The organism is Borborobacter arsenicus, from assembly GCF_003934165.1.
Classification (GTDB): Bacteria; Pseudomonadota; Alphaproteobacteria; order Rhizobiales; family Rhizobiaceae; genus Pseudaminobacter; species Pseudaminobacter arsenicus.
Window position 1 is genome coordinate 546,056 of record NZ_RKST01000001.1, and the last position, 13,641, is coordinate 559,696.

Below are 13,641 nucleotides of genomic sequence, written 5' to 3' on the forward strand. Positions count from 1 at the left end.
CCGCTGCGGCTGCCTATGGGGCTGTCCCCGTCTGATTCCAAAACGAAGTGGGCTCACTCCGCTCCAACACGCTGCCTTGGGATCGGCGCTAAAAACGCCAACGCCGTTCCCTAGAAACTCTCTCGCAACCACTGACCCATGCGATACAATCTGCCGCCCGTCCCCGTCATGCGCATGCGCGAGAACATGCTCATCTGGTTGATTTCGAAATCCGCCACCTGCGGGTAGATCAGAAGCCCCACGGCGGTCGCAAAGGCCGGCCCCTTTGCCGCCACCGGCAGGCCGGCAACGCCAAGCGGACGACCGATGCGCACGCTGCGCCCCAGGATACGCCGCGCCGCTTCCGGCAGGCCGGCGAGCTGGCTTGCGCCACCCGTCAGAACCACGCGCTTGCCGACCACGCTGCCATAGTCCGACTTGTTCAGCCGGTCGCGCAGCATTTCCAGCGTCTCCTCGATCCGCGCGCGGATGATGCGCGTCATGACCGAGCGCGGGACCTGCAGCGGAACATCGGTTTCGTCGGAGCCGATCGGCTGGATCGACACCAGATCGCGGTCGTCGGCGCTACCGGGCAGTGCCGAGCCATGCATGACCTTGAGACGCTCGGCATCTTCAAGACGCGCCGAAAGCCCCTTGGCCAGATCCAGCGTGACATGGTTGCCGCCGATCGGCAGCGCATCGGCATGGACGAACTTGCCGTCGGAGAAAACCGAAATGGTCGTGGTGCCGCCGCCCATGTCGATGCAGGCAGCCCCCATCTCCAGCTCGTCATCGACGAGTGCGGCAAGCCCGCTAGCATAAGGCGTCGCCACCATCCGCTCGACCGACAGATGCGTGCGGTTGATGCACAACTCCAGATTGCGCAGCGGCGCGGAATCGCCGGTCAGCACATGCATGTCCACGCCGAGCGTGTCGCCGACCATGCCGCGCGGATCGCGCATGCCGCGCTCCGCATCGAGCGAAAACGACACCGGCAGCGAATGAACGACCTCGCGCTCGGCCCGCAGCGCCTGCTTGGCGCCAGCGGCCAGCACGCGCTTGATATCGCCTTCGGCTGCTTCATGACCACCAAGATTGATGGTGGCGGAAAAGATCTGGCTCTTGAGCCGCCCGGCCGTCAGATTGACGATAAGCGAATCCACCGTCAGCCCGGCCATGCGCTCGGCGGCATCGACGGCAAGGCGGATGGAATGCTCGGCGCGATCGAGATCGACGACCACGCCCGACTTCACCCCTTGCGACTTCTGGTGACCGATACCTATCACCTTGGCGCGATGCGTGCGGCCACGCAGGAGATGACTATCCTCGCCACTCGGCTGCAACTTGGCCACCACGCAGCACACCTTGCTCGACCCGACATCGAGCACGGTGACGATGCCGGAGCGGCGCGAGAGATTGTCCTTGACGCCGAGCAGGCTCATATCCGCTTCTCCACGCCGCGCTTTGCCGCCTTGGCCTGCTCCTTGAGCGAAGCTTCGCGGCGCTCGACGGCACCTGGCGTGAGCTGCACCACCAGCCTATCGGACAGGCGCATGTCGACAGCGGCGATGTCACGCGAGAGCAGCCCCGCCTCGCGGTCCATCTTCACCAGATCGGCGAGTGCTGCATCGGTGCCGTTTTCCGGCAGCTTGACGGTGATGCCGTTTTCAAGCCGCAGGTCCCAGCGACGGTCGGACACGCGGATATAGCCCTTCACGCGCGATGAAAGCTCGGGGTATTTCTGCATCCCGGCGAGGAACCCGGCGGCATGCTCAGCCGCGCCGAAACCGATGACCAGCGGCAGGGCAGCATGACGCCGGCCGGAGAAGGGCGCAATCACGCGGCCATCTTTCTCGACCACCACCAATTGCCCGTCATTCTGCCAGATCGCGAAGGGCTTGCGCTCCTCGATCTTCACTTCCAGCGTGTCGGGATAGACCTTGCGCACGGAGGCGACTTCGACCCAGGGCAGGCTGGCGACACGATCGCGTGCCTTGTCGGCATCGAAGCCGATCAGCGAGGTCCAGCCATCAAGCTCAAGCTTGTCGAGCACATCGATCTCGGAGGTTTCGTGGTGACCGACCACACGGATCTGATCGACTGCAAAGCCGCTGCGCGCCGTAATGGCCTGAACCACCGCCGGCATATGGCCACCGACATAGGCGCCGTAGATACCGCTGGAAGACAGCAAGACGGCAGAGGCGATAGTCGCCGCAAAAGGCGGCGGCGTGAAATCGCCATGCCCGAGGCGCGACACCAGCCGCGCCGGCCGGCGCAACCAACGTGGCAGCACGAACCCGTCCGCGAAGCGGGCCAGATTGAACGGACCCGGCCGGGCCGCTCCCATTCTGCCACTCTGCCCCCGCCTCAACGCAAACACGACGCGTCCTCCACCATCCAACTCAAAAGCTCACCAAACGAGTGCCCGGCCTGAGCGGCAATTTCGGGCACCAGCGACGTCGGCGTCATGCCGGGTTGGGTATTCACCTCAAGCCAGATGACCTCGCCATTTTCGGAATGGCGGTCGTCATAGCGGAAGTCCGACCGGGAAACGCCCCGGCACCCAATTGCTTGATGAGCCTTGAGCGCCAGTGTCTGTATTTTTTGGTAAATATTTAGTGAAATTTTAGCCGGGCATTCATGTTTTGATCCGCCGGCGACGTATTTTGAATCATAGTCGTAGAAGGAATGACCCGTCGGAATGATCTCAGTGACGCCGAGCGCCACATCGCCCATCACCGCACAGGTCAGTTCGCGGCCATAGACGTATCGCTCCACCATCACCACATCACCATAACCCCACTCGGGCGAGGAGATGATCTGGGGCGGATGCGACTGATCCTCCTTGACGATGACGACGCCGAAACTCGACCCCTCATTCACCGGCTTGACGACATAGGGAGGCTGCATCGGATGCTTGTCGCCGATCGAAAAACGGTCGAGCACCTTCGCCTCGGCAACAGGGATGCCGGCCGCCTTGGCGACCTTCTTTGCCTGCACCTTGTTCATGGCAAGCGCCGAAGCAAGCACACCGGAATGAGTGTAGGGAATGGCGAGATATTCGAGGATGCCCTGGATCGTGCCATCCTCGCCAAACGGCCCATGCAGCGCATTGAAGACGACGTCCGGCTTCAACGCCGAAAGCACGGAACCGACATCGCGGGTGACGTCGATGCGGGTGACCTGGTAGCCACAGGCCTCGAGTTCATCCGCGCAGGCCTTGCCGGAAGACAACGAAACGGGCCGCTCGGACGAGAAACCTCCAAACAACACGGCCACATGCTTCGTCATAGTTCCGCAGTCCCCTCGTCGAACCAGGTTTCCCAACCTAGCCTCCTGAATTGAGTCCGAGTCTTCCGGTGGTCTGCCCCCCAGACGGAAAACGCGCCGAACGCGTCGAACGACTCAAATCAGGAAACGCTTTAGTCCAAAGAATCAGAGAGTTGATTCCGTGGCAAGCCCTTACGATTCAAGACGATTCAATTTTTATGAAATTTGCGCCTTTTGGTGCCGAACCGGCTCCCGGAAGGCCACTGGCCGTTGCCGGCAGGGGCCGCAAGAGAGCGCGCTACAGCATCTGCCCGAGAAACTCCTGGACCTCCCGGCCGGGCTTGAATTCGCCGATGCGCTTGATCTCCCATTGCAGCCGGATTCCAGATGTCTCCAGCACGCGCGCACGCACCGTCTCGCCGAGATATTCCAGATCGTAGCCGGTGACGTTGCCGGTGTTGATCATGAAATTGCAATGCATCGGCGACATCTGCGCCCCGCCGATCATCAGCCCGCGGCAGCCGGCCTTGTCGATCTCCTTCCAGGCCGAAGTGCCCTCAGGATTCTTGAAGGTGGAGCCGCCGGTCTTCTCGCGGATCGGCTGCACGGTCTCGCGATGATGCTGGACCTCGTCCATCGCCGCCTTGATGACCTCGGGCTTTTCCGCGTAACCCTCGAACAGCGCCGAGGTGAAAATGAGATCGGGGGCGGCGGCGGAATGACGGTAGGAGTAACCCATGTCGGCATTCGACAAGACATGGACTTTCCCCTTCCGGTCGAGCGCGCGTATCTCGACCGCTCGTTCGCTCGTTTCCACGCCATTGGCGCCGGCATTCATGCGCAGCGCACCGCCGACGCTGCCCGGTATGCCGTGATAGAAATGCAGGCCGCCAATGCCCGCATCGAGTGCCGCGGCGGCAAGCCGCTTATCGGGCGTGGCCGCACCTGCGCGGATGCGCGTCGGCGACACTATTTCGGTATCGGCAAAACCCTTGGCCGACAGGCGCACCACGAAGCCGCGGATGCCGCCTTCACGCACCAGAAGATTGGAGCCGACGCCAACGATGGTCAGCGGGACATCTGCCGGCACCGCTTTCAGGAAAGCGGCAAGGTCCTGCTCGTCAGCGGGCTGGAACAACGCATCTGCGACGCCGCCGGCACGGAACCAGGTGATCTTTTCCATCTCGGCGTCGGGCGTGACGCGGCCTCGCAGCCCCGAAAGCCTGCCGTCGAGCCTTGCAAGCAGCGCCTCGCCTTTCGTCATGCCGCCTCCCCGCCAAGCTCCTTCGGCAGCGCATAAGCCCATTGCGTGATGTTGCCGGCGCCCAGGAAGACCACGAAATCGCCCGGCTTGGCAAGATCGCGCACGATAGGCGCAATTGCCGCCTGCCCCTCCAGGTAGCGCACATCGCGATGGCCGCCGGCCCGGATTCGTGCCGTCAGCGCCTCGGATGTGATGCCGGGGATCGGCTCCTCGCCGGCTGGATAGACCGGCGCGACCATGACTGTGTCGGCATCGTTGAAACAGGCGGCGAAATCATCGAACAGATCATGCAGGCGGGTGAAGCGATGCGGCTGGGCAATGGCGATGACGCGGCCCTGGCAGGCGTCGCGCGCCGCCCTCAGCACCGCCTTGATCTCGACGGGATGATGGCCGTAGTCGTCGAAGACGCTGACCCCGTTCCAGCTTCCCGTAGGCGTGAAGCGGCGCTTGACGCCGCCGAATGAGGACAGGCCCTTGCGTATCTGATCGGCCGACAGGCCAAGCTCATGGGCGACGGCAATGGCAGCGGTTGCGTTGGACACATTGTGGCGGCCGGGCATCGGCAGGCGCAGGTCGCTGATGGTCTTTGCCGCGCCATTATTGCGATCGCGCACCACCACATCGAAAACCGAGGTCGCGCCTTCCATGCGGTGATTGAGAAAGCGGACATCGGCCTGCGTGTTTTCACCATAGGTGACGACACGGCGATCCTCGATGCGGGAAAACAGCGCCTGTACCTCCGGATGGTCCGTGCACATGACGCCGAAGCCGTAGAAAGGCACGTTTTCCACGAATTGGCGGAAGGCATCGCGCACCTTGTCGAAAGAGCCGTAATGGTCAAGATGTTCCGGGTCGATATTGGTGACCACGGCAATGTCGGCCGGCAGCTTGAGGAAGGTGCCGTCGCTCTCGTCGGCCTCGACCACCATCCAATCACCCTCGCCCATGCGCGCATTGGTGCCATAGGCATTGATGATGCCGCCATTGATCACCGTCGGGTCAAGGCCGCCTGCATCCAGCAGTGCCGAGACCATCGAGGTCGTCGTCGTCTTGCCATGGGTGCCGCCGATGGCGACGCATTGGCGAAAGCGCATCAGTTCGGCCAGCATCTCCGCACGCCGCACCACCGGCAGCAATTTCTCGCGCGCGGCGGCCAACTCGGGATTGGACTTCTTGATGGCGGTGGAAATCACCACCACCTCGGCCTTGCCGAGATTTTCGGCGCGATGGCCGACAAAGCATTCTATGCCCTTCTCGCGCAGCCGCTGGACATTGGCGCTTTCTGACTGGTCGGAGCCCTGCACCTTGTAGCCGAGATTGAACAGCACCTCGGCGATGCCGCTCATGCCGATGCCGCCAATGCCGATGAAGTGCACCAGGCCGATCGTTTGCTGCATCTTCATGGCTGCATATCCTTTTTCATGTTCTCGACCGTCTTTCCCGCCGCAATAGCTTCTGTCAGGTCGGCAAGCAACCGCACGGCATCGGGCTGTCCCGCCGTCTTGGCCGCAATTGCCATCGCCGCCAGCCTGTCGGGGGCCTGCATCAGGTTCCCGATCAGGGTCGAGAACACGCCCTGCGACAGCGTTCCCTGCGGGTGTAGCTCTGCTCCGCCAGCAGCGGCAAGGGCTGCGGCATTGGCGGCCTGGTCATGATCGAGCGCGTAGGGATAGGGCACGAAGACCGCCGGCCTGCCGATGACGGCCAATTCGGAGACGGTGGAGGCGCCCGACCGCGAGATCACCAGATGGGATTCGGCGATGCGCTCGGCCATATCGGTGAAAAAGGGCAGCACCTGCGCCTCGACACCGATTTCGCCATAGGCGGCCAGAACGCGCGCCACATCGTTCACGCGCGCCTGCTGCGTTACGCGGAGCCTCTTGCGCAGTTCCTGCGGCAATGCCGAGATCGCCGGCGGCACGGCATCGGAAAAGAACTGCGCGCCCTGGCTGCCGCCAAAGACGAGAAGGTTGAACGGCTCGCCGGATTGCGACGGCGAATAAGGCGTATCGGCCGCCGCCAATACGGCTGGCCGCACCGGATTGCCGGTGACGATCGTCTTGTCGCCATGTCCGCCGGCCCCTTCGGCCAGAAAGCCGCCGGCAATGGCGTTGACGCGGGCGGCAAGCGCGCGGTTGGCGCGGCCCATCACGGCATTCTGCTCGTGAATGATGGTCGGCACCCTGCGGCGCGTTGCGGCATAGAGGGGCGGCAGGGTGGGATAGCCGCCGAAACCGACGACCACCTCCGGCCTCAGCTTACGAATCAGCTCCGAAGACTGGCGAAAGCCGCGCCAGATTTTCCAGAAGGCGCCGGCAAGTTTCAGCGGATTGCGCGAGCCGATGGTGGCGGATGCGATCGGATGAACCGCCTTGGCCGGAAAATTGCCGGCATAGCGTCCGGCCCGGTCGTCGGTGGCAAGATGCACCTCCCAGCCACGCCCGATCAGCTCATGGGCAAGCGCCTCGGCTGGAAAGAGGTGGCCGCCGGTGCCGCCGGCGGCCAGAAGAATCGTCCCTCTCGACATGGCCTATTCCGCAGCCAGAGCGCGGCCGGACAGACCGGTAAATCCAGGCGCCTTGCGCTTTTCAGGCCGCTTGCGGGTCAAGGCCAGCACCATGCCCATCGAGATCGCGATCGCGATAAGCGAGGAGCCGCCATAGGAGATGAAAGGCAGCGTCATGCCCTTGGCCGGCATGAGCTGGAGATTGACGCCCATATTGATGACGGACTGGAAGCCGAAGACGATGACCAGGCCCGCAACGCCGTAGCGGGTGAAATCGTCCTGCTCCTTCAGCGCGATGTTCAAACCGCGAAGCACGATGAAGGCAAACAGAAGCATGATGAGGAAGCACAGCACGATGCCGAATTCCTCGCCCGCCACCGCAAAGACGAAATCGGCGTGGCTGTCGGGGATGACCCGCTTGACCGTGCCCTCGCCCGGACCGACGCCGAACCAGCCGCCATTGACGAGCGCCTCGCGCCCCATATCGACCTGAAACGTATCACCCTCGCCGGTGAGGAAGCGATCGATGCGTCCGGCGACATGCGGAAACGCCGAATAAGCTGCCACCGCACCGCCGATACCGACGGCACCCAGCGCAATGATCCACAGCCATGGCATGCCGGCCATGAAGAACATCACGCCCCAGGTGCCGAGAACCAGCATGGTCTGGCCGAAGTCCGGCTGGGCGACGAGCAGCGCCACCACCAGGCCAAGCAGGATGATAGCGAATAGATTGCCCGGAATGTCGGGCTGGCGCGCATGCTCGGCAAACAGCCAGGCACAGACGATGACGAAGGCCGGCTTGAGGAATTCGGAAGGCTGCAGCGAGACGCCGGCCAGCGAGACCCAACGGCGCGCGCCCTTGACCTCGACGCCGATATAAAGGGCAGCGACCATCAGGACCAGCGAGGCACCCAGCATGATCAGCGCCATGCGCCGCACCTCGCGTGCCTCCAGGAACGACACCGCAATCATCACCACCAGAGCCGGGATGGTGAAGAATATCTGCCTTGTGGCGAAGTGGAAGCTGCCGAGGCCGATGCGCTCGGCAACCGCGGGGCTTGCCGCAAAGGACAGCACGATGCCAAGCCCCATCAGCGACAGGAAGGCGGCCAGGAACCAGCGGTCGACCGTGCGCCACCAGACCGCTACCGGGCTCGTATCCAGACGGCTTGCCATCAGTCTGTCCCTCCGATGATTTTCATTCCGTCAATAGCAGCGACCAGTTGCCTGAAGCTGTCGCCGCGTAGTTCGAAATTCCTGAACTGGTCGAAACTGGCGCAGGCCGGCGACAAGAGTACAACCGCTTCTTGCGCGCGGTCCTGCGCCGCGTCATGGGCGGCATGCTCGACCGCCGCATCGAGCGTGCCGGAAATCTCGTAAGGCACCGCCTCGCCCAGCGTCGCTGCAAAGGAGGGTGCGGCCGCGCCGATCAGATAGGCCTTGGCGACGCGGGGAAAGAGACCGCGCAACGGCTCGATGCCGCCTTCCTTGGCAAGACCGCCAGCAATCCAGTAGATGCGCGGGAAGCTCGACAGTGCGGGTGCTGCCGCATCTGCATTGGTGGCCTTGGAATCATTGACGAAAAGGACATTGTCCTTGCGGCCGACCTGCTCCATGCGATGGGCAAGTCCGGGAAAGCTCTCCAGGCCGGATTGAATCTCGCCGAGATCGAGCCCCACCTTGAGGCAGGCGGCGACTGCCGCCAGCGCGTTCTGGGCATTGTGCTGGCCCCGCAGCGAGCCGATGCCTTCGAGAAAGCCGATGCGGCTGTAGCGCCCGCCAATCGCTTCCATCAGATCCTCGCCAGCGGCGAAATAACCGTCGGTCAGCGGCAGGCGCTTAGAGATGCGGATCACCTGCTTGCCCGCCTTTTCGAGGCGGTCGGCAATCTGCGCGCAATAGATGTCGTCCACGCCGATGATGGCCGTGTCGCTGCCGGCAACCAGCCTTTCCTTGATGGAGGCGTAGTGCTGCATGGTGCCGTGGCGGTCGAGATGATCGGGCGTGACATTGAGCAGGATGCCGGCGGTCGGGTTAATCGAAGGGGCAAGATCGATCTGGTAGGACGAGCACTCGACGACGTAGTGCCTGCCGGGCTCAGGCGGATCGAGCGTCATGACGGCGCGGCCGATATTGCCGCCCATCTGCGCATCGCGCCCCGAAGCCTTGATGATATGGGCGGTGAGCGCCGTTGTCGTGGATTTGCCGTTGGTGCCGGTGATGGCGATGAAGGGCACATCCGGCGCCTGGCCGTTGCGTTCGCGCGAAAACAGCTCGACATCGCCGATGATCTCGACGCTGGCGGCCTTGGCAAGCTCGACGGTCCAATGCGGCTTGGGATGGGTCAGCGGCACGCCGGGCGACAGCACGAAGGAGGAAAAGCCACCCCAGTCCGCTTGGCGCAGATCGCCGGTGGCGATGCCTGCAACCTGCGCATTGGCCACGCTCTCGGGATTGTCGTCCCAGGCCAGAACATCGGCACCGCCCTTGATCAGCGCATGTGCGGTTGCCAGCCCCGAGCCGCCAAGCCCGAAGAGTGCAACACGTCGTCCGGAAAGAGAGCGCGCCGGGATCATCGCAAGCCTCTACCGCAATTTTAGGGTCGACAGGCCGACCAGGGCAAGAATGACGGCGACGATCCAAAAGCGGATGACGACCTGGCTTTCAGTCCAGCCGAGCTTCTCAAAATGGTGGTGGATCGGCGCCATCAGGAAGACGCGCTTACCCGTCATCTTGAAGAAACCGACCTGGATGATCACCGACAGCGCCTCAAGCACGAACAACCCGCCAATGATGGCCAGCACGATCTCATGCTTTGTGGCGACCGCGATCGTGCCGATCAGGCCGCCGAGCGCGAGCGAGCCGGTATCGCCCATGAAAATGGCGGCGGGCGGTGCGTTGAACCACAGGAAGCCCAGGCCAGCTCCGACGACCGCGCCCAGAATGACCGCGAGTTCGCCGGTTCCCGGCACGAAGTGGATCTGCAGATATTCGGCAAAGACAGCGTTACCGGACAGATAGGCGATGACGCCGAAGGAAGCGGCCGCAATCATGATCGGCACGATGGCAAGCCCGTCCAGCCCGTCGGTGAGGTTGACGGCATTGCCGGCTCCCACCACTACCAGGCAGGAAAAGGGGATGAAGAACCAGCCGAGATTGAGCAGGAAATCCTTGATGAAGGGGAAGGTGAGTGAGGAGGAGAACGGCGCCTGCCCGGCCTGCATGATGACCCAGGCGGCAATGCCGGCAATGACGAATTCGATGCCCAGCCGCTTCTTGCCGGAAAGGCCCAGATGCGACTGCTTGGTCACCTTCAGATAGTCGTCGTAAAAGCCGATCGCGCCGAAGCCGAGTGTCACGAAAAGCACCACCCAGACATAGATGCTGGAAAGGTTGACCCACAAAAGCGACGAGCCGACGATGCCCGACAGGATCATCAGGCCGCCCATGGTCGGGGTTCCGGCTTTCTTGAAATGCGTCTGCGGGCCGTCGGCGCGGATCGGCTGGCCCTTGCCCTGGCGGATGCGCAGCGAATCGATGATCAGCGGCCCGAAGATGAAGACGAGCAGCGCCGAGGTGATGAGCGCCCCACCGGTCCGGAAAGTGATGTAGCGAAAAATATTGAAGACCGAAAACTGGTCCGAGAAATCAACGAGCAATGTAAGCATATGAAGCTAGTTCCCCCGGACCGCTATCAGCGGCTTCTGGCATGTTCGGCCTCAGCCGAGAATTTTTCGATCAACGCGTCCACCAGCTTTGCAAAACCGATGCCCTTCGACGCCTTGACCATGACGACGTCACCCGGCCGGATCGCCTCGAACAGGACCTGTTGAAGCTCAGCGGCGGTCTGCCTGTACTCGGCCCTGAAATCGCTTGGCAAAAGATCGGCCAGGACTTTCATTTCCGGTCCCGCCAGGAACACGCGGTCGGTCTTCGTCTCGGTGATCAATTCAGCCAGCGCACTATGGAGCTTGGGTGAATATTGCCCGAGTTCCAGCATGTCGCCGAGCACGGCAATGCGCCTTCCATCGCCGGCAGCTGGCGTCGCGTCGAGCAGGTCTATCGCCGCCTTCATCGAGGCCGGGTTGGCGTTGTAGCTCTCGTCGATCAGCGTGAACTGCCCGCCCGGCTTGCGCAATGTATGGCGTCGCCCGCGACCGCGCTCGGCCTTCAAGTCGGCCAACGCGATTGCCGCACCGGCAATATCGGCACCGGCAAGCTGCGCCGCCCCCAATACGGCAAGTACGTTCTGGACGATATGGCGTCCCGGAGCGCCGATCTTGACCGCCACTTCCTGCCCGCCGACCTTGGCGGTCATGATCGAATGATCGTGGTGGAGGACGAAATTCGTCAGCCGCACCTGCGCCTTTGCATGTTCGCCATAGCCCCACACCTGTTCCACGCCGGCATCGCGCGCCAGCTTGTGAAGCAGCTTGAAGCGCGGGTCGTCCTGGTTGATGAGGGCCGTGCCGCCCGGCTCGACGCCTTCGAATATCTCGGCCTTGGCTCTGGCGATGGCATCGAGACTGCTGAAGTGGCCGAGATGGGCGGCGGCGACACCAGTGACGATGGCGATATGCGGGCGCACCATCTTCACCAGCGGGCGGATCTCGCCCTCATGGTTCATGCCGATCTCGAAGATCGCATAGTCGCAATCCTCCGGCATGCGCGCCAGCGTCAGCGGCACGCCCCAATGATTGTTGAAAGACGCCGCCGAGGCATGCACTGAGCCCACGGCAGATAGAGCGTGGCGCAGCGCCTCCTTGGTGCTGGTCTTGCCGACCGAGCCGGTGACGGCGATGACCTTGGCGCTGGTCCGTGCACGTGCAGCGATGCCCGCTTTTTCCAGCGCGGCAAGCACGTCCGGCACCACGATCATCGGGGCGGTCAGGCGGCCAAGCGCCGGCAGCTTGCCTTCCGCCACCACCAGAAGCCCCGCGCCGGCCTTGATGGCTGCGGTCGCAAAATCATGGCCATCCATGTTTTCGCCCTTGATGGCGAAGAAGGCCTCACCCGGCTCCAGGCTGCGGCTGTCGATGGAAATGCCGGTGACGCCTGCCGGCATCTGGCCGACAGGACGGCCATCCATGGCGGCAACAAGCGCTTCGGCTGTCCACAGATGTGTCATGCGGCATGCTCCTTAAGCGCCCGCCGCACCTCTTCATGATCAGAAAACGGGAAGGTCTGCGACCCGACCGTTTGCCCTTCCTCATGGCCCTTGCCGGCCACGATCAGCGTGTCGCCTGCATGCAGCATGGCGATCGCCTCGGCAATCGCCATGCGCCTGTCGCCGATCTCGATGGCGCCGGGTGCGGCCGCAAGGATTTCCGAGCGGATTTCCTCGGGAACCTCCGAACGCGGGTTGTCGTCAGTGACGATGGCAACGTCGGCCAATCGTGTCGCGATCTCGCCCATGATCGGCCGCTTGCCGCGATCCCTGTCGCCGCCGCAGCCGAACACCACGATCACCCTTCCGGTGGTGAACGGCCGTACCGAAGCGAGCACATTTTCCAGCGCATCCGGCTTGTGGGCATAATCGACATAGACCGGCGCACCATTTCCAGTCGTCCCGACGAGTTCGAGCCGGCCCGGCGCACCGCCAAGCTTTTCAAGCGCGCCAAGCGCCGCGGATGAAGGCGTGCCGGTGGCTATCGCCAGGCCGGCGGCAACGAGCGCATTGTAGATTTGGAAATCGCCTGCGAGCGGCAGGTCGATCTCATGGATGACGCCGTCGGCCTCGATCTCGGCCCGCTGACGGAAACGTTCATGCTCGACCCGCTTCAGGCGCAGGAAATCGCCCTGGCGGCCGACAGTCAACACCTTGAGGCCAGCGGCGCGTGCCGCTGCAATCGTCGGCTCCGACCAGCGGTCGTCGGCAAAGATCACCGCCGGCGCGCCCTTGGGCAACAGCGTGTCGAACAGGCGCAGCTTGGCGCGGTGATAGTCCTCGACCGTCGGATGATAGTCCATGTGGTCGCGGCCGAGATTGGTGAAGCCACCGGCCACAAGCCGCACGCCGTCGAGCCGGCTCTGGTCGAGACCGTGGCTGGAAGCTTCCATCGCCGCATGGGTGACGCCGGCCTCGGCAAGTTCGGTGAGCAGGCGGTGAAGGGCAACCGGGTCCGGCGTCGTCAGCGAGCCATAGTCGTTGCGGCCCGGCGCCACGACACCGGTGGTGCCGATGCTGGCCGAGGCGAGCCCGGCATGCTCCCAGATCTGGCGGGTGAAGGCGGCAACCGAAGTCTTCCCGCTGGTGCCGGTGACGGCCACCATCGTCTCGGGCTGGCGACTGAAGAAACGTGCCGCAAGCAGGGCCAACGCGCGCCTTGGCTCGTCAGTGGCAATGACTGGAATGGAGAGCGCACCGAGCGCTGCTCCCCTGGCCGCGACGATGGCCGCAGCACCCCGTTTCTGCGCATCGGCGGCAAAACTCGCCCCATCCGCCTTGCTCCCCGCAACGGCGACGAACAGGTCGCCCGGCCTGACCTGGCGCGAATCCGAGGAGACGCCGCTCACCTCCATGTCGGCGGGAACAATTCCTTCGACAGGCAGGATACCGGCAAGGTCTTTGAGTTTCATCAGGGTCCAGTCGTCACAAACAAATGGCGCGCTTTGCCGG

11 protein-coding genes are annotated in these 13,641 nt (G+C 63.4%); all 11 read right to left on the minus strand.

Features of this window, described 5'->3' with window-relative positions:
• Positions 1 to 110: 110 nt before the first annotated feature.
• On the minus strand, positions 111 to 1,421 hold the full coding sequence (ftsA, locus tag EET67_RS10200; protein ID WP_128626019.1) for a cell division protein FtsA: 1,311 nt from the start codon (positions 1,419 to 1,421) through the stop codon (positions 111 to 113).
• Positions 1,418 to 2,359: a cell division protein FtsQ/DivIB gene (locus EET67_RS10205; RefSeq protein WP_128626020.1), complete on the minus strand. Its 942-nt coding sequence runs from the start codon at positions 2,357 to 2,359 to the stop codon at positions 1,418 to 1,420. The genes ftsA and EET67_RS10205 overlap by 4 nt, the downstream gene beginning before the upstream one ends.
• Entirely contained in the window at positions 2,347 to 3,270 is a 924-nt protein-coding gene (locus EET67_RS10210) for a D-alanine--D-alanine ligase (protein WP_128626021.1), read from the minus strand. The genes EET67_RS10205 and EET67_RS10210 overlap by 13 nt, the downstream gene beginning before the upstream one ends.
• Before the next feature lie 277 nt (positions 3,271 to 3,547).
• Positions 3,548 to 4,513 carry a UDP-N-acetylmuramate dehydrogenase gene (gene murB, locus EET67_RS10215; RefSeq protein ID WP_128626022.1) on the minus strand — a complete coding sequence of 322 codons (966 nt, stop codon included), beginning with the start codon at positions 4,511 to 4,513 and terminating at the stop codon, positions 3,548 to 3,550.
• Positions 4,510 to 5,916, minus strand: coding sequence for a UDP-N-acetylmuramate--L-alanine ligase (gene murC, locus EET67_RS10220; RefSeq protein ID WP_128626023.1), 1,407 nt, complete (start codon positions 5,914 to 5,916; stop codon positions 4,510 to 4,512). The genes murB and murC overlap by 4 nt, the downstream gene beginning before the upstream one ends.
• Complete coding sequence (gene murG / locus EET67_RS10225) at positions 5,913 to 7,040, minus strand: undecaprenyldiphospho-muramoylpentapeptide beta-N-acetylglucosaminyltransferase (RefSeq protein ID WP_128626024.1); 1,128 nt, start codon at positions 7,038 to 7,040, stop codon at positions 5,913 to 5,915. The genes murC and murG overlap by 4 nt, the downstream gene beginning before the upstream one ends.
• A 3-nt stretch (positions 7,041 to 7,043) precedes the next feature.
• Positions 7,044 to 8,198, minus strand: coding sequence for a putative lipid II flippase FtsW (ftsW, locus tag EET67_RS10230; protein ID WP_128626025.1), 1,155 nt, complete (start codon positions 8,196 to 8,198; stop codon positions 7,044 to 7,046).
• Positions 8,198 to 9,598: a UDP-N-acetylmuramoyl-L-alanine--D-glutamate ligase gene (gene murD, locus EET67_RS10235; RefSeq protein ID WP_128626026.1), complete on the minus strand. Its 1,401-nt coding sequence runs from the start codon at positions 9,596 to 9,598 to the stop codon at positions 8,198 to 8,200. Before murD ends, ftsW begins: the two co-directional genes overlap by 1 nt.
• Positions 9,599 to 9,607: 9 nt before the next feature.
• Positions 9,608 to 10,690 carry a phospho-N-acetylmuramoyl-pentapeptide-transferase gene (gene mraY / locus EET67_RS10240; RefSeq protein ID WP_128626027.1) on the minus strand — a complete coding sequence of 361 codons (1,083 nt, stop codon included), beginning with the start codon at positions 10,688 to 10,690 and terminating at the stop codon, positions 9,608 to 9,610.
• Positions 10,691 to 10,716: 26 nt separating this feature from the next.
• Positions 10,717 to 12,150, minus strand: a complete 1,434-nt coding sequence (locus EET67_RS10245; RefSeq protein WP_128626028.1) for a UDP-N-acetylmuramoylalanyl-D-glutamyl-2,6-diaminopimelate--D-alanyl-D-alanine ligase — start codon at positions 12,148 to 12,150, stop codon at positions 10,717 to 10,719.
• Positions 12,147 to 13,601 carry a UDP-N-acetylmuramoyl-L-alanyl-D-glutamate--2,6-diaminopimelate ligase gene (locus tag EET67_RS10250; RefSeq protein WP_128626029.1) on the minus strand — a complete coding sequence of 485 codons (1,455 nt, stop codon included), beginning with the start codon at positions 13,599 to 13,601 and terminating at the stop codon, positions 12,147 to 12,149. The genes EET67_RS10245 and EET67_RS10250 overlap by 4 nt, the downstream gene beginning before the upstream one ends.
• Positions 13,602 to 13,641 lie beyond the last annotated feature (40 nt).